Below are 15459 nucleotides of genomic sequence, written 5' to 3'. Positions count from 1 at the left end.
TTTTCTGTCACTTTTCAATCAGTGATAAAAAAATTATACAAATAGGAGTGAATTTTTGTGTCTGTTACGAAATCAAAAGCATTTATCATTTTTATCCTAGCTTTCGGGATCTTCGGAATCATTAATACGGAGATGGGCATTATCGGGATCTTGCCGCTCATTGCTGAAAACTTTGGCGTTAGCGTTTCAACAGCCGGTTTGCTTGTCAGCCTATTCGCACTCGCAGTAGCGATTTCAGGTCCAATTTTGCCTTTGTTGTTTTCAGGGTTTAATCGCAAGGGCGTTATGCTGCTGGTTATCGGGCTCTTTGTGGTCGGTAATCTTGTGTCCATGTTCGCACCCAATTTTACAATAGCCTTAATCGCCAGAATTGTTCCAGCGTTCTTACATCCCGTTTACTTTTCTGTAGCCTTTACGGCAGCTGCTTCCTCTGTAAATCCGGAAATGGCTCCGAAAGCCATCGGTCGTGTGTTCATGGGTGTCACCGCGGGAATGGTTATTGGAACTCCAATTGCTTCTTTCATTGCAGACAACACGAATCTTGAGCTAGCGATGTTGTTCTTTGCCGTCGTCAATGCTTTAACCTTCTTGGCTATTCTTCTCTTTGTCCCTTCTCAACCTGTCAAACAAAAGCAATCCTATGGCTCACAGGTTCGAGTATTGAAGAAAGGTGTTGTCTGGGCAGCCATCTTTGGTGCGATTTTTATCCTGTCCGGAATGTATGCAACATTCAGCTTCTTTGCAGAGTATCTTGGACGTGTAACAGAAATGTCTTCAAATATGATTAGCTTGATGCTTATCCTGTTTGGTTTAACAGGCATGGTGGGGAATTTGCTCGCAGGTAGATTATTAACGAATAATGCGTTAAAAACTGCCTTCGTGTTTCCGCTCGTGTTCGTTGTAAGTTATTTGGTTCTATTCTTATTTGGATCGTTCACGGTTCCTATGATACTGCTTATTGCATTGTGGGGCGTGTTGTTTACATTTGGCCTTAATATCTCCCAATATATGATCACGTCTTCGGCATCCGAAGCACCAGACTTTTCTAATGGCCTTTTCGTTGCTTTTGGAAATCTTGGGGTTACCATTGGTACAATGGTTGGTGGTGCATTTATCAATGGCTTGGGTATTCAAAGTGTCATGTGGTCTGGCATCGTGTTCTTACTACTTGGGTTCTTGTCTATCCTGTTCTTCATACCACTTACCCGTAAAGCCAAAATCAAAGAAGTTTCCCAGATAGCCGCATAAAATTTTCTAAAGAAAAGGTCATGTGTCGTTAGGTTGACCACCTTAACGACTCATGACCTTTTCTTTTTATTACTCAGCTAGATTTTTTATTAGATCCTCAGAAATTTTATCAAGATATGCTTGCAATACCTCTGGTTGAAAAGCAAGGCTCATGTATTTACCTTCGCGAATGCTCTGTATTAAACCCGCAATTTCAAGCTCCTTAATATGGTGAGAAATTGTAGCTGCACTCACGTTATGGCTCTCAAGCAACATACTGCAGGGCAGTGGTTGACTGGAATCCTTAATTTCTTTGAGTATCTGAAAACGCCGAGGTTCGGCTAATGCTCTGGATATTCTGGTAAATTGCGATTCGGTCATGTCTGACATTACGCAAACCTCCTTTTTATAATGCATATATAATTATATATCCATCTAACTGTCGATGCAAGATTTAGTTCATCCTTAATAAAAAGCCTCAAACCAACTCGGTACGAGCGGTTTGAGGACTATTCCTATTCGTTCGCAGGTGCCGGAGCTGCCTGACCGGCAGCTTCACTTCCTTGCTCCGTCGAAGGCTGGTTACCTCCATTACCGCCATTCATTCCGTTCGGGAATCGGCCTTGCCCGCCTCCGAAGCCGTCTTTGCCGCCGGGACCGCCTTTGCCCATCCCGTTGCCCATCTTCGACAGATCCACCGTTGAGGCATCGATCAGTGCGCTGGCGTCAGCTTTTTGACCCTCGGTCGTTGAAGGGATTTCGCCGTTAAGCTGACCTTGAATGCTCTCCGAGCGAAGTGTTCCCAGCTTCGTTAACTCCGTAACAGCAGCTTTGTACTCGTCATAAGTGTTGAAGGCGCTTGGGTCGTTTTGCACATGGCTGGAAATCAATTGATCGAGGTTCGCAACCGTTTGTTCGAATTTACCGTCCGCAAAGTAACCATCCACAATTTCTTGCAAGTAGGTATGATATTTCTCCATGTACTCAGGCACTTCAAGCAGTTTGCCAAGAATCGGACGATCCTCCAGGCTTACACCGGAGAGCGGCGTGTCAATGGCCTGATTGACGACATCTGATGCACTACCTCCCTGGAACCCGCCGAATGCCATATTGTAATCCCAAGGCAGCATGCTGAGTTGACCGTCATTTTCATAGAGGTAATAATTATGCCCCATATTGGAGGTGTAGCTGTCCATATTCACCACGACCGTGTGTGCGGCAAAATATTTCAATACCGCGTCCACATCCACCGACGACTCCAAATCTGTGCCTGTGCTCAGATTTTTTAACGCCGCGATAACGCGTTCGTAGTCGGTTTCATCCGTTTTCGTTTCAGCATTATCAAAAATGGCGGAGTAACTGCTGATTTCATCGTCGGTATAAACGAGGGAAACTCCGTTCTGCGAGCCATTCATGCCGCCTCCGCCAGGACCACGGTTCCCGTTGCCATCCATTGGAGGCATGCCCGTTTGTTGCGTCGCAGCGTCACCTGACGGCATCTGCGGAGAAGTTGCGCCCTCAGTATTCCCTGTAGCGGCCTGTGCACCGGCTCCGGCGGTTTCGCCATTTGCCCCCGTAGCATTCCCCATTTTACCCATGTCACCTGGCATGTCGCCATCATTGTTCGGTTTGTACAGCTCACCTTCGCCGTCTTTCGTTCTGTCGAGGTAGCTGCCGTCTATCACTTCAACCGCCAAGTAGAAGCCCCATGCCTCGCCATTGACTTGGATATCTGCAAAAGCATACAGCGGAGCGTCGACCCCGATATAGCTCATGATGTCATAACTCAAATACTCCTTCATGTAGCTGCTGTCGGACTGCATGTTGTTAACAACGATTTTGTCGAGACCCATCCACGTTTGGCCGTCTACGTACTCATCGAATTTAATTTTAAAACTGTAACGGTCTGTCGTATCGTCTGCTACAACTTGTTTCAAGCTGGAATTACCTTTGGGCCGGATTCCGACATTCTTGATGGTCATTCCGTTAATCGTAACATCTGCTGAAATGTATTCCTCTTCTGCTGCGTTATCCAGCATCTCCTGCCACTTCGCTTCATCAACATCAATGGAGAATGACATGATTTTGGTTTTATCCATTTCCTTGACATACCCCAGCGTTTGCGCACTTGAAGTGCTCGCCGCGGCCGCTACTACAGCTTCCGTCGAAGTACCTGACGTTTGCGTTTTTCCTTGGCTGCATGCCGTCAGCAAAGCTGAGCATAATAACACATAGCCGGCTTGTTTTACTAACATTTTTATATTCATATTGGCATCTCCTTCTCTAAGTAGCCGCTGCATGAACGACTGTGATGCACTTAGTTTAAGAGAACAACCTTTAATGAAACTTAAATGGAAAATGAACCGTACGGGAGCTTGTTCAAAAAGTTTTAGTAACCTTGTACACTTTTGTATATAAAATATCTTTAAAAACAGAAAAAGTGGCTTCCGTGAGCGTTTGAGGGTAACTCATCATCTTGAGCGCTAAATCAGGCATCCCAATCTGAAGGGGTGGCTGCATATAGTCGAAATCATTCAGATGAAAACCGAGCCGTGTATAGAAGCCAACTCTCCGCTCCGCTAGGTCCGTAACTGGGGGTTCCACCTCTAATAAAATGGGCTTTAACGATTCCCCCATATATGCCTTCATTAATTTTCCACCCAAGCCGCTTCCCCTTACGCCAGGATCAACAGCAATGTGCTCCACAAACCGAAACATAGGGAATTCCCATACGGCTAAAAAAGCAATGATCTTGTTGCTCTCGATTTCAGTAATAAGTCGATAGTTAGGATCAGATAGCAGTTCCTTTGCTCCTGCATAAGTTCTGCGTTCAATTTCAGGAAATGAAGCTTCCATAATCGCATAAATTTGATCAAATTGGCTGTCTTGCATCATCATATTCTCCCTTATGTAGACTGCATTTCACACTTGCTATGATAACATTCACATCTTCAAACTAAAAAATGCCTGTTAATTAGAAAAAGGAGCCCGCAAATCCGCGTGGCCCCACTTTATTATTTCCTGTTTACAATGTCTCCGTACTGAGCGTAAATCCTTCGATAATGACATCTTCGTCAACCTCGATCAAGATACATCGTTTCCCTTGATAGTTCACTTGTCTCACATACTTTAAATCTTGCGGACTGACCGAAATTGTAGCTACTTTTGTATCAATCTTAATGGATTTCGACGTGAACTTCGGAAGGACGCTGCTTGCTTTAATTTCATAGTTTTTGTCGTCGACGACATTTTGAAAAGCCCGTTCCACCTTTTCCTTCGTTACGTCCTCCACACCGCTCACCATCAGCATACGTTCCACATCTTGATAATCCAGCTTGGGAGGCTCTTCCTCCTCGTTGGACTCGATGACACGATGAATTTCCTCGTATACTTGTGCGATCGTAGAGGCATCCAGTTCTTCGCCGGCTACTTCCTTCACGATATCCTCGAAAATAGCTCTTTCTTCCAGCGCCGTCACGGTCTTCTCGGCATTCAGGACCTGCTCGATGAAGGGTACATTCGGTTCATGCGCTCTCCCCGAGCAATACAGAATGCGATTCACATCGGAATAGTTGTCCGTCACACTAGGGTAGAAAAACCCTTGCTCTGGCGTGTTCAATTTGATAATTGGGTCTACGAAGACATTATACTTGAATTCCCTCTCGACATAATCAAACATGAGCGTTTTCCGCTGCTGCTCCGTGGAATTTATGCTGCACAGAATGAACAAATTCGCGAACATTTCGTCCTTTTCACTCTGCTCGGCTTCATCGTTCCTCGCCTTCGTCGGGCGGGAATATTGACCGCGGACAAAAGTAATCACCGTATCCTGTTCGTATACGGTATCCGCCAACATTTTATCCACCAATATAAGCATTAAATCCTGCCATTCTTGCGGATCACCGGTTATCAAACCTTGATGGAGAAGCACCTTTGTAGGCTGTTCCGCTTCTTCCTGAAATTTCAATTCGAACATCTTCTGATCTAATTCCCCGGTCAGCAGTTTTTTGAAATTCGCCATGTAGAGCTCCTGCTTCTCTCTGTCCAATAAGGCGAACGGCTGGCGCTCGTAGTGGTAGATCTCATTCGTTTCCTTCATAATATACACATTAAAAATTTCGTAAAGATTTAGCAACTCGTGATCCAATTTAAATAACTTGCGAATATGCGCAATTTCTTTTTTCATCATGATCTGTCAGTCAACTCCGCTTCCACCATTACTTCCTTTGATAATTCCGCTACATATGAAACGAACATGTGTTTCTCTATTGCTTGAATGAACACTTCCTGTATGTTAATTCATAATGATCATTTTCACAACCATTTTAAAAATTTACCTCCAAAAGGTTTTGTAGTAGATATCAATTTCAGACACAAAATATCTGACTCGCGTGCATTTTATTCCCTTTTAAAATCATCTACTATTATAAATATAAAGGAATTGCACATCAGTTTTATACGAACAAAGGAGGATTTTTTTATGACAATTCAAGTTCAATCAGAGAGAGTAAATCCACTTACACCGGAGCAAATCAAGCAGTACCATGAAGACGGTTTTATTATTATTAAAAATGGCTGCAGCGATGATTTGATCGATGCTTTTAATTCGCATATTCATGCTATCCGTTCTTCCGAATCTATGCCTGAATGGGCAAAACCAAGAAAAGGCGGAGCCGTGGTGGATGACAAGGACCGCTTTTCCCTCCGCCTGTTCAATCCTCACCTGCATGATGGCTTTTCGTTGCAGATGATGAAGCTGCCGGTTGTACGCGGCGCACTGGCCCAAGTTCTGGGCGATGAAGCCGCTGGCGTCCAAAGCATGTACTTTTACAAAGAACCCGGCTCACCAGGGCAAGCAGCGCATCAAGACTATTACTACATTAAGAATGATCCGAACACGTTGACCGCCGCATGGGTTGCCATGGAATATACCAATGAAGAAAACGGCTGCCTGTACGTCATCCCCGGCTCTCAGAAACTCGGCGTTCTGCCCCACGGCGATGTGAAAAATTTACAGGAACACGAAGCTTGGACCCATGAGGTGGAAGGCATCGATTTAAGCAAGGAGATTCCAGTTATTTTGGATAAAGGGGATATCTTAATTTTTGACAGCAACCTTATCCACTCTTCTACTCGAAACCGTTCCAACCGCTGGCGCCGCTCCTATGTATGCCACTACATCCGCCATGACTCAACGATTGAGAGAGAAGATTTAAAAAAGAAAATCTCTCTTGTATAATGAAAGAAAAGCTGTCCGAAAGGATGGAATAATCGAATGGACATAGCATCCAAGGTGGAAGTCATTCCACCTTCTTTTGTTGTGACGAATACCTATGCAGGTACCGTTGTCTATGGCCCCGGCGGGAAATATGGTCCCCGTATACAGATGGATCTGCAGCTTGTCCTGGTCCATAGCGGCTCCATGACCGTAGAGATTGACGGCGTCCCCTTCTCTGTCCCTCCAGAGAGCATTGCGCTGCTCAAACCGGGACATGAGGAGATGTTTCATTTTAATGAGAAACGTGACACGTGGCACCGTTGGATTGCTGTGGCTGTGGACCCGCTATTACCGGACGCAGAGGCTTATTTCGATTCATTACCGCTCTACATCCCTTTGACGACGCGACTGAATCAATTGACAGATATGCTGATGTCTTTGCAAAACGATGGGTGTTCTACGGAGGACGAAGTGGTAAAAGCGCTAGGCCGTTCTGCTTTGTGGTTGTATGCGACGGAGTATTTGCATTTGGGATTGAATCACCTGAAACATCCGGCCGTTCTCCTTGCTGTGGAAACGATCCACGAAAGATTTGGGGAGGAGCTCAACCTTAAGGATTTATCGCTGATTACCGGAAAAACGCCCGAGCATATGATTCGCCTGTTCCAGCGTGATGAAGGGGTAACACCGATACAATATTTATGGCAGTATCGGGTAAAAAAGGGGCTGGAATTGCTGCGCAGTACAGGCTTGAATATTGGTGAAGTTGCCGAACAATCCGGTTTTAAGACCTCGTATCATTTTGCACGAACCATCAAACGGCATACTGGTCTGACACCTAGTGAAATTCGTAAGGAACACTATAACAAGCCCTATCGCTCTGGAGCGAACGGATGATTCAGAAGAAGAGCCCGGCCACGCTTCCTAGCGTAGTTCCGGGCTTTGTCGATTATCCTTTTACAGCTCCTGACGCAACTCCGCTGATAAAATACTTCCTCCCCACCACACTTAGAAGAATTAACACCGGAACCGCCATCAGAAAAGCTCCAGTAATCGGCGTAGCATAGTCCTCTTTATAGGGATTATTCATCGTTGAAATTCCTACAGATAAGGTCATTTTGTGCTCAGAGGTTAAAAAGATCAACGGGCTTAAATAGTCATTCCACGAATTCATAAAGTTGAGAAGGCCCACAATTCCGATGGCGCTCATGGACAAAGGAACTGCGATGCTCATAAAAGTTCGCCATTCCGTACAACCATCCACCCGTGCGCTTTCATACAGTTCTTTGGGAATGGCCGTCATCACTTGGCGTATCAAGAATATGTTAATGGCCGATATCGCTCCTGGAAATATTAAAGGAGAAAACGTATCCAACCATCCCCACTGTTTGAACATAATGAAACTCGGAACGAGCGTCATCTGCGATGGAATCAGAATAGTTGCAATCACAACGGTAAACAGCACATTTTTTCCTTTAAAATCATACCGTGAAAAGCCATATGCAACCAAGGCATTACCGATCATAGAAAGCACAGAAACCGATACGGCAATAAAAACTCCGTTGAAAAATTGGGTCCAAAACGGTATCTTCTCGAACAGCAAGATAAAGTTGTCCAGCGTTGGATGCAGCGGGATCGGATTCAACGGAGATGCTACGATGTCATCGTACGTTTTAAATGATACGCCTACCATATATAAAAAAGGGAGACTGAATAATAAGCTCAATACGACTAAAGCAGCATATACAGCTATACGATGAATTCGGTTTGCTGTCATTGTGGCATTCCCCCTTTACTTCTTCTCCTGAAACAACCGGATTTGAATAATTCCTACGATTAGTAGAATGACAGTAAACACATAACCCACAGCGGATGAATACCCGAAGTTTTGTAACCGGAAGGCTTGCTGGTAGATGTACATCGTCGGGAATAGCAGCGATTGCTCAGGTCCTGACTGTCCGGGTCCGGCAAGCACAAACGGCTCGGCAAACATGGTAAATGAGCCGATAATGGCCTGAAAGACGATAAACGTCATGATAGGCCTCAGCAACGGTAAAGTCACAAACCACAACCTTTGGATCGCGTTTGCCCCATCTATTTTGGCCGCCTCGGTAAGCTCCTTAGGGATGTTTTGAAGTCCTGCCATAAAATAAAGGATATTAATACCCAAATATCGCCACGTTAATAAAATGATTAATGAGGGAAGCGTCCACCTCGGATTCTCCAACCAACCGATCGGATCCATACCGACGAAAGCAAGCACTGTATTTAAAATGCCAAATGATCTGTTGAAGATGAACCCGAAAATGATGGCTACCGCAACAGCCGATGTAATATTAGGTGTAAAAAAGAAGGTTGCAAACCACCCCTTCTTCTTTTCTATGAAAGGCTGGTTAATTAGCAAAGCAACCATTAGCGCAATCGGCAAGATGATAAAGACACTGCCCCCTGTCGCTTTCAGCCCGTTCCACATCGATTTCCAAAAAACATCATCATTCATAACAAGCAAGTAATTTTTGAATCCTGCGTAGGTCAGCTTGCTGACACCTTGGTATAAGCTGAGCCAGAACCCGTATAGAGTCGGATAAAGGCTAAACACGGCAAAGTGAATAAAAAAAGGACTAATGAACAGATATGGTGCAAGTTTAAACCACTTTGACTGTTTGATAGGCAACGTTCAAACCTCCTAAAAACCAATGTCCAAACCTTATGTAACAAGAAGAAAGGAGGTGCAGGTTGCCCCTCATCTCCCTTGTCATTCAAACTGCCCGCCATTTAACCGGCAGTTTCATTTTTCTTAATCGACTGCTTTAATTCATCATCAACCTTTTGAAGAAACTGCTCAGGAGTCAATTTGCCACCTTCCAATTCAAATCTATACTTATCCCAAGCATCGGTGAATAAGGTCCGCCACCAAGCCTGGTTTTGGTTTGGCGCTACAGCTACAAGCTTCCCATACAGATCTCCCAGATCCTGACCGCCGAAATACTTTGTATACTTGCTTTGCTCATGCAAGCCCGCCTCCTTGACGGAAGTCAGAAGCGCAGGGAACAGGTTCACAATTTGGAAGCGCTTGACGGAGTTTTCCGGTGTTAACTGCGCAAGCTTCATAAATTCCCAGGCTAAATCTTTATTCTTGGAAAACTTTGAAATCATCAAGCCTGTTCCGCCCCATACGGTAGTCGGGACTGATTTCGGGCCGCCTAAAGGCATGGGAACAGCCGCCCATTTCCCCTCTAATTCCGGTGCGTTATCCGCAAGCAGATTAACCCACCAATCGGGACCGAAAGCTGCTATGTAATTCCCTTTCTTAAATTGATCCCAATAGGCCGGGCCGTCATAATAGTTTTTATCCATGATGCCGTCTTTTTTCCATGCGTACATCCGCTTCAAAGCGGTTTGGCCTTCCGGGGTATTAAATCCGGGTTGGCCATCTTTCGTTACAATATCTCCACCCTCTTGCTTAATGAACAATTCGAAATAGGTTTGGTCCCCTCCGGTTTTCGTCGTAGAGTTTCCGGGAAATATAAAATGTTTATCACCAACTAATTTTTTAGCTTGTTCCGTAAATTGATCCCACGTTTTGAGCTCGGCTACAGAGATTCCTGCTTTATCAAACAAATCCTTACGATAATAAAGAGCAGAAGCCGTTGCGGCATGTTCGATCCCATACTGCTTGTCGTTAATGGTGTACAACGCTTGCCGACCTTTAGACATCACTTCGGTTAGATTGTCTTTTTTCAAATAGTCATTTAAAGGCACGAATGGGATATCACCGCGAATAAATTTAGGAAACTGTCCTTGTTCAATGTCGATCAGATCAGGTGCGCCCTCTCCTCCAGATTTGGAAATAACGGAGTATTTGTCGACAAGCGCTGTGCTTTCCATTAAATTAATCTCAACCGTAACATCCGGCTGTTTTTTCTTAAAGTCTTCCTTCACAGCCTCAAAAAACCGTTTATGAGGCTCTGCAAACACCCATAATGTCAGCTTTTTTCCGCCTGCATTTGTTTGCTCTGCATTTTTATTTTCGCCAGATGTAGACTCTCCGACATTAGGTGTACAAGCAGTTAACGCGATTGTTAACGAAATTGCTGCAGCAGTCGATGACCACTTTTTCCTCATCATCTACACACCCTTTCCAATTCTTGAAAATTTAGTAGGACTGTCTATAATTCAAATCATAATGTATGCGTTTACAGTTGGAAATTCACGAACATCCATTAAATTGTGTCCGAGATTGATATCTGGTTGACGACGGCAGCTCTGCCGGCATCCGCATTCCAACAGGAGATAAGCCCCCAGCCGGAATGGGCGCAATAACTTGCGTTCATTCCGGCTGGGGCTTCATTCTCATTGGATATTTTTTTCAATGCAGATGTGATATATATTCAAAGGCTGTTGTCCCGTAGACACTTTTGAAATGTTTGTTTAAATGGGTTAAATCAACAAATCCGCAGGCAGCTACGGCCGAATAAATATCCTTATTTTTCTCGATGATACATTTCGCCCGTTCGATTTTGGCGTTCAAGAAGTATTGGTAAGGCGATATGCCCATATGCGCCTTGAATAAACGAATAAATTGAAACTTTGATAATTGAAGCTCACTCGAGATTTCGTCAAGTTTAAGCACATGTTCCAGATTGGCATGCAGCATTTCCCTTGCTTTACGAATCAACAGGTTATCTTTCTTGACGTTTGTTGAAAAGTTCGTTTGAACCAGGCTCTCTGCGAGATTTACGAATAATTCGCTGCACAAAGCCTCATCTTTCTCACTCAAAATGGCCTGTGAGAGACTTAAAACGCGTTGTTTTAGCTGAACATCGTAGACAATCGGAGCTGAAAATCGCAAGATCTCCTTTTTCTCTGTAGCCTCCAAAAGCAATTGGGGCTCAAAATATAACATGACATAATCCAAACCTGTCCGGTCATGGGCCATGCCATCATGCGTCTGTTCCGGATTAAAGAGCATAACGCCATTCTGATGCGATAATTGCAGACTTCCGTCCAAATGATATTCTTGAATCCCTCGTAACGTCACCCCGATGGCATACTCCTGGTGAGCATGCTTTTTATACTTAAAATCCGTCATACTTGCCGATAATGCTTTAATATCAGCCGACTTTTTATACACAAATTGGTTCATTTCATTCACCTCTTGGTAAGCTTGCTTACAACCAAATCATGACGGCAGCATAAGCCAACGATAACGCCAATAAGACATTAACAATTTTGTTGTATTTATGTAAAAATGCCTTGAAAATCGCACCGAAAAGCACCCATGTGAGAAAGGCTAAAAATCCAATTCCTATGATAAGCATAATGCTTACTGACATCATCGTACGTGAGCTATAGCTAGGTATAATAAACGCTGGAATTACCGTTAGTGCAAATAACACGACTTTCGGATTCATAAACTGCATCAGAAAGCCTGACCGAAAGGTCGCCGCTTGGTTTACTGCCGGGCTAGCTGTATCCATTTTACAAATCAGATAGGAAAGATAGAGCATATAAGCACTTCCAATGATCTGCAGAATCAGGATGATTTTCGGTAAAAACGCCATGAGCATCGAATTTAAAAAAGCGGAAATGATCAGTAAAACGCCAAAGCCAACCGTTGCTCCATACGTATATTTCATCGCCTTTTTCGCCCCATGATGATGGACGGTGGACAAAATCACGATATTCGTAGGTCCAGGCGTAAACGTAGCAATCATACAGTAAATAACAAAAGATGTAATATTCATGAGAACCTCCTTTTACCGGCTTTTCTCATATATTACATCTTAGATTATGGTCGCTATAGTATATTATTGCAGAGATTGGGCGTCATGCGCCATGGAACTGTGTGGTAAAGCTCCTATTTCGATATCTCCTTAGCTGCGGAAACACTAGACTGGAAAGAAAACTTCGGCAGCTTAAGCAGCACAGCGACCAGCAGCAACAAACTGCCGTTGATGGCGAACACGACGGGAATTGATAGTTGGGTTGCCAGAAAGCCCCCAATTAGCGGCCCCAACAGCAGGCCCATTTGATTGGCCGATTGATTAAGGCTGAACGCGCGGCTGCGGAAGCTTGGTTCCGTATGCGTAGCGATAAATGCATTAAGCGCTGGAAATACAGCAGCGAAAAAGAGCCCGTAAACAAACCGCAGCGATCCGAATCCGATTAAATCGTGGAACAATATTTGCAAAAAATTCCCGATGCCTCCGCCGATAAGCCCGATGAACAGCACCTTTTCGTAACCCAGCTTGCTTCCGAGCTTGCCCCAACGAGGCGCCGCAATCAATGTTGCAACTCCTACCGCGGAGAAAATGATACCCGCATGAAGCGACGCGGACGACTGACTGGAGCCAAGCTTCAGCACATAGATCGTTAGTAAAGGTTCCAAAATCATGATGGATGTCGAAGTAATAAAGACAATGAACAACGCGTATACGAGCGTCCGATTCGCAATCGCTTCTTTAAGATCATTAAGCACCGAGGATCGCTTCGCTTCGGATTTAACAAAGGAAGGCTCCTTCACCCAAACCCATGCGATGACGAAGGCAATCAGCACCATCACACCTGCCAGCAAAAAGGTTTCACGCGTGCCGATCAGGTAACTTACACTTCCTCCCACCAGCGGTCCTATGACGGAAGCGGCTGCACCGGAGGTAGAGATGATGCCTAGCGCATAGCCGACATGTTTCTCCGGCGTATTCGTTGCCACCATCGCTATGGCTGAGGGAATATAACCCGCGAGCAAGCCTTCGATAATTCTGACGAGGATAAGCTCGTATGGATTTTGTACGATGAAGTATAAAAAATACGCAATGGACAAGCAAATTCCGGCGCGAAGCATCATCGGTTTCCGGCCATATTTATCGGCCATGGAGCCCCAGAATGGAGCGATTAAAGCAGCAGCCAAAAATGTAATGGCAAATACGACACCCGTCCATAGTTCCAAATGGCTTTGTACACCGAGATCATTTTGCAGAAATATAGACATAAACGGTATGGATACCGTATAGGCCATACTGACGAGGAAAGTCCCTACCCATAGCACGAAAAGATTTCTTTTCCAGGAATTATCAGCCAAAAAAGCACTCCCTTTTCTTCATTTGTCTCTATCTTACCATTAAAGTCAAGGGAGTCTTAATAGAACGTTTTTTTTAGATGATAAAATCTTGTAATGACTTTTTTACTTCGTGATTAGTTTACCGTTCTCAAGCCAAAGCACTCGGTCACAAAGCGGCAGCACTCTGTCATCATGCGTAACCATAACGGCACTCTTTCGCTGCTCTTTGACTTGCTTGGCAATCATACGCACGACATCGAGTCCGCGTGAAGCGTCCAAGCTCGCTGTTGGTTCATCTGCGAACAGGACGGCGGGGTCATTCATAAAGGCCCTGGCTATAGCTACCCGTTGACGTTCCCCACCTGAAAGCTTCTCAGGATAGGCGTTTCGACGATGCGAGAGCCCCATTTTATCAAGCAAAGCTTTGGCTCTTTGACCTGCCCGCGCCCTCTCCGTCCCGGCAAGCTTGGAGATCAGGATCAGTTGTTCCTCGACTTTTAGGTAAGGGATTAAATTGGCACTTTGAAAAATAAAGCCAATTTTTTGAAGCCGTAGATCGGACAGTTCTTGCATGTCCTTACCCTGAATGGCTTCTCCGTCAATCAGTACCTGTCCGCTCGTTGGTTCAAGAAGCGCTCCTGCGATGGACAGAAACGTGCTTTTGCCTGAGCCTGATGGCCCCATCACCGCAACGAGTTCGCCTTCGGCTACCTCTAAATCAAGCTTATCCAAAATCATTCTTTCATTGCCGCCATCCTGAAAAGTACGGGTAATCGCCTGTAATACGAGTCTGTTAGTCATGCTGCAGTCCTCCCAATCGCGTCCAAAGCGTCAATTTTCACAATTTTCCACACCGAAATTAACGAGCCGACAAGAGACATGGCCATAAAAGATAGACTAGTAATCGCCAATGTAGAGAAACCTAATTGAAATGGCATAGAACTCGGTATTACAGCCTTAAACAATTGAATGAAGAGAATACTAATAACTAAACTGCCAATGGATAAGACTAGAACCTGTAGCGCCACACTTTTTGCTAAGTAGGCCGTATGTGCACCTACGGCTTTCAAAATACCGAATTGGCTTGTTTTCTGAATCGTAATGACATAAAAGAATACGGCTAATACAAAAGCAGATATAACAAACAAGAATACAATCATCATCATCAACGAGCCTTGCTCTTCTTTGTATCCAGGAATAGCTGACACAGCCTCAGACTTTTTTATCACTTCGGTATGAGGCAGCACGCTTTGGAGCTGATCAACTTTTTCATTCGAGGTCTTTATCGCAATCGCATTGTATGGCTCCTCCGAAGAGTTAGATCCTCGACTGGACGACATCTGAAGATTTTGCCAATCTTGTTTATTTAGAAAGACAGCAGGTGTGTGACTAAATGACTCGTTTTTTACAAAGCCACTGACGGTCCATTTTGTCCCAGAAGCTTGATCGACCAGCTCTGTGCCTATTTTGACGCCGGAATCCGACAATTTCCTGTCAACAAGAACATGTCCTGCTGTCAGTTCGGTCATCGGCGAACCTTCTACGGTTTGGGGTACCAGCCAACCATCCGGATTAACAGCCAGTATCGTAACATCGATCTTCTCCGTTCCTCCAGCTTGCATAACCGTTGTCATTTTCACGCCAAGCGGTTCGGCATTCTCTTGTCCTACGACAAGGCCGGCTTGTTCGATCTGGTTCTTATCTATCTTCGATCGGGTAAATCGATGGTTGGCGTCCTGTTCCATTACAAAATGTGTTGCGTTCATGTTTTTAACCGATGCGGCATTATCATACGCCAGACCCTGCGCAAGCCCGGTAACAAACATAACAAGAAATGCTACAAGCACCATAATGGTGGCGATTAATGAATACCTAGCCTTAGCAAACCTCATTTCTCGAATAGCAAGATACATCATGCTTCCCTCCTTCGTAATGACTCAAGTATAGGAAGCGA

At 44.7% G+C, this 15459-nt stretch carries 15 protein-coding genes; 3 read left to right on the top strand and 12 right to left on the bottom strand.

Annotation, left to right across the window (positions count from 1 at the left end):
* The first annotated feature begins 57 nt into the window (after positions 1 to 57).
* Positions 58 to 1248, top strand: coding sequence for an MFS transporter (locus ACKTT9_RS11875; protein ID WP_407871718.1), 1191 nt, complete (start codon positions 58 to 60; stop codon positions 1246 to 1248).
* Between the two features lie 69 nt (positions 1249 to 1317).
* Here the strand turns inward: ACKTT9_RS11875 and ACKTT9_RS11870 are convergent, their stop codons facing one another.
* The 4 genes from ACKTT9_RS11870 to ACKTT9_RS11855 all read right to left on the bottom strand — a co-directional run bounded on the left by ACKTT9_RS11870 (position 1318) and on the right by ACKTT9_RS11855 (position 5416).
* Positions 1318 to 1617 (bottom strand): ArsR/SmtB family transcription factor, encoded by a 300-nt coding sequence (locus ACKTT9_RS11870; RefSeq protein ID WP_407871717.1) that lies wholly within the window; start codon positions 1615 to 1617, stop codon positions 1318 to 1320.
* Positions 1618 to 1742: 125 nt separating this feature from the next.
* The gene (locus tag ACKTT9_RS11865; RefSeq protein ID WP_407871716.1) at positions 1743 to 3494 is read right to left on the bottom strand and encodes a CotH kinase family protein; all 1752 of its coding nucleotides are present in this window, start codon (positions 3492 to 3494) and stop codon (positions 1743 to 1745) included.
* Between the two features lie 112 nt (positions 3495 to 3606).
* Positions 3607 to 4119 (bottom strand): GNAT family N-acetyltransferase, encoded by a 513-nt coding sequence (locus ACKTT9_RS11860; RefSeq protein WP_407873017.1) that lies wholly within the window; start codon positions 4117 to 4119, stop codon positions 3607 to 3609.
* A gap of 133 nt (positions 4120 to 4252) precedes the next feature.
* A complete protein-coding gene (locus ACKTT9_RS11855) occupies positions 4253 to 5416 on the bottom strand; it encodes a DUF4317 domain-containing protein (RefSeq protein ID WP_407871715.1) in 1164 nt (387 codons plus the stop codon).
* 291 nt (positions 5417 to 5707) lie between these two features.
* On the opposite strand from ACKTT9_RS11855, the gene ACKTT9_RS11850 reads away from it, so the two are divergent.
* Positions 5708 to 6466 carry a phytanoyl-CoA dioxygenase family protein gene (locus tag ACKTT9_RS11850; protein WP_157324984.1) on the top strand — a complete coding sequence of 253 codons (759 nt, stop codon included), beginning with the start codon at positions 5708 to 5710 and terminating at the stop codon, positions 6464 to 6466.
* A 36-nt stretch (positions 6467 to 6502) separates the two neighbouring features.
* On the top strand, positions 6503 to 7342 hold the full coding sequence (locus ACKTT9_RS11845; RefSeq protein WP_407871714.1) for a helix-turn-helix transcriptional regulator: 840 nt from the start codon (positions 6503 to 6505) through the stop codon (positions 7340 to 7342).
* A 52-nt stretch (positions 7343 to 7394) separates the two neighbouring features.
* On the opposite strand, the gene ACKTT9_RS11840 is transcribed toward ACKTT9_RS11845, so the two are convergent.
* From ACKTT9_RS11840 to ACKTT9_RS11805, 8 genes are all read right to left on the bottom strand, one after another.
* Positions 7395 to 8222 (bottom strand): carbohydrate ABC transporter permease, encoded by an 828-nt coding sequence (locus tag ACKTT9_RS11840; RefSeq protein WP_407871713.1) that lies wholly within the window; start codon positions 8220 to 8222, stop codon positions 7395 to 7397.
* A 15-nt stretch (positions 8223 to 8237) separates the two neighbouring features.
* Positions 8238 to 9119 carry a carbohydrate ABC transporter permease gene (locus tag ACKTT9_RS11835; protein ID WP_407871712.1) on the bottom strand — a complete coding sequence of 294 codons (882 nt, stop codon included), beginning with the start codon at positions 9117 to 9119 and terminating at the stop codon, positions 8238 to 8240.
* A gap of 101 nt (positions 9120 to 9220) precedes the next feature.
* Positions 9221 to 10573: an ABC transporter substrate-binding protein gene (locus ACKTT9_RS11830; protein ID WP_407871711.1), complete on the bottom strand. Its 1353-nt coding sequence runs from the start codon at positions 10571 to 10573 to the stop codon at positions 9221 to 9223.
* Between the two features lie 241 nt (positions 10574 to 10814).
* Complete coding sequence (locus ACKTT9_RS11825) at positions 10815 to 11591, bottom strand: AraC family ligand binding domain-containing protein (RefSeq protein WP_407871710.1); 777 nt, start codon at positions 11589 to 11591, stop codon at positions 10815 to 10817.
* Between the two features lie 25 nt (positions 11592 to 11616).
* Positions 11617 to 12192 carry a LysE family translocator gene (locus tag ACKTT9_RS11820; protein WP_407871709.1) on the bottom strand — a complete coding sequence of 192 codons (576 nt, stop codon included), beginning with the start codon at positions 12190 to 12192 and terminating at the stop codon, positions 11617 to 11619.
* Positions 12193 to 12305: 113 nt separating this feature from the next.
* Entirely contained in the window at positions 12306 to 13526 is a 1221-nt protein-coding gene (locus tag ACKTT9_RS11815; RefSeq protein ID WP_157324998.1) for an MFS transporter, read from the bottom strand.
* A 102-nt stretch (positions 13527 to 13628) separates the two neighbouring features.
* Positions 13629 to 14306 (bottom strand): ABC transporter ATP-binding protein, encoded by a 678-nt coding sequence (locus ACKTT9_RS11810; protein ID WP_407871708.1) that lies wholly within the window; start codon positions 14304 to 14306, stop codon positions 13629 to 13631.
* A complete protein-coding gene (locus ACKTT9_RS11805; protein WP_407871707.1) occupies positions 14303 to 15421 on the bottom strand; it encodes an ABC transporter permease in 1119 nt (372 codons plus the stop codon). The genes ACKTT9_RS11810 and ACKTT9_RS11805 overlap by 4 nt, the downstream gene beginning before the upstream one ends.
* Positions 15422 to 15459: the final 38 nt, after the last annotated feature.

Origin of the sequence: Paenibacillus sp. P36, from assembly GCF_045866505.1 — a bacterium.
GTDB lineage: Bacteria > Bacillota > Bacilli > Paenibacillales > NBRC-103111 > Paenibacillus_E > Paenibacillus_E chondroitinus.
Note: the sequence above shows the minus strand (reverse complement) of the source record. Positions and strands in the feature narration are given on the sequence as shown.

Excerpts from the sequence above, each read along its gene's own strand:
- ACKTT9_RS11870 (WP_407871717.1), bottom strand. The coding sequence starts at position 1,617 with ATGTCAGACATGACCGAATCGCAATTTACCAGAATATCCAGAGCATTA.
- ACKTT9_RS11865 (WP_407871716.1), bottom strand. The coding sequence starts at position 3,494 with ATGAATATAAAAATGTTAGTAAAACAAGCCGGCTATGTGTTATTATGC.
- ACKTT9_RS11860 (WP_407873017.1), bottom strand. The coding sequence starts at position 4,119 with ATGCAAGACAGCCAATTTGATCAAATTTATGCGATTATGGAAGCTTCA.
- ACKTT9_RS11855 (WP_407871715.1), bottom strand. The coding sequence starts at position 5,416 with ATGATGAAAAAAGAAATTGCGCATATTCGCAAGTTATTTAAATTGGAT.
- ACKTT9_RS11850 (WP_157324984.1), top strand. The coding sequence starts at position 5,708 with ATGACAATTCAAGTTCAATCAGAGAGAGTAAATCCACTTACACCGGAG.
- ACKTT9_RS11845 (WP_407871714.1), top strand. The coding sequence starts at position 6,503 with ATGGACATAGCATCCAAGGTGGAAGTCATTCCACCTTCTTTTGTTGTG.
- ACKTT9_RS11840 (WP_407871713.1), bottom strand. The coding sequence starts at position 8,222 with ATGACAGCAAACCGAATTCATCGTATAGCTGTATATGCTGCTTTAGTC.
- ACKTT9_RS11830 (WP_407871711.1), bottom strand. The coding sequence starts at position 10,573 with ATGATGAGGAAAAAGTGGTCATCGACTGCTGCAGCAATTTCGTTAACA.
- ACKTT9_RS11825 (WP_407871710.1), bottom strand. The coding sequence starts at position 11,591 with ATGAACCAATTTGTGTATAAAAAGTCGGCTGATATTAAAGCATTATCG.
- ACKTT9_RS11820 (WP_407871709.1), bottom strand. The coding sequence starts at position 12,192 with ATGAATATTACATCTTTTGTTATTTACTGTATGATTGCTACGTTTACG.
- ACKTT9_RS11810 (WP_407871708.1), bottom strand. The coding sequence starts at position 14,306 with ATGACTAACAGACTCGTATTACAGGCGATTACCCGTACTTTTCAGGAT.
- ACKTT9_RS11805 (WP_407871707.1), bottom strand. The coding sequence starts at position 15,421 with ATGATGTATCTTGCTATTCGAGAAATGAGGTTTGCTAAGGCTAGGTAT.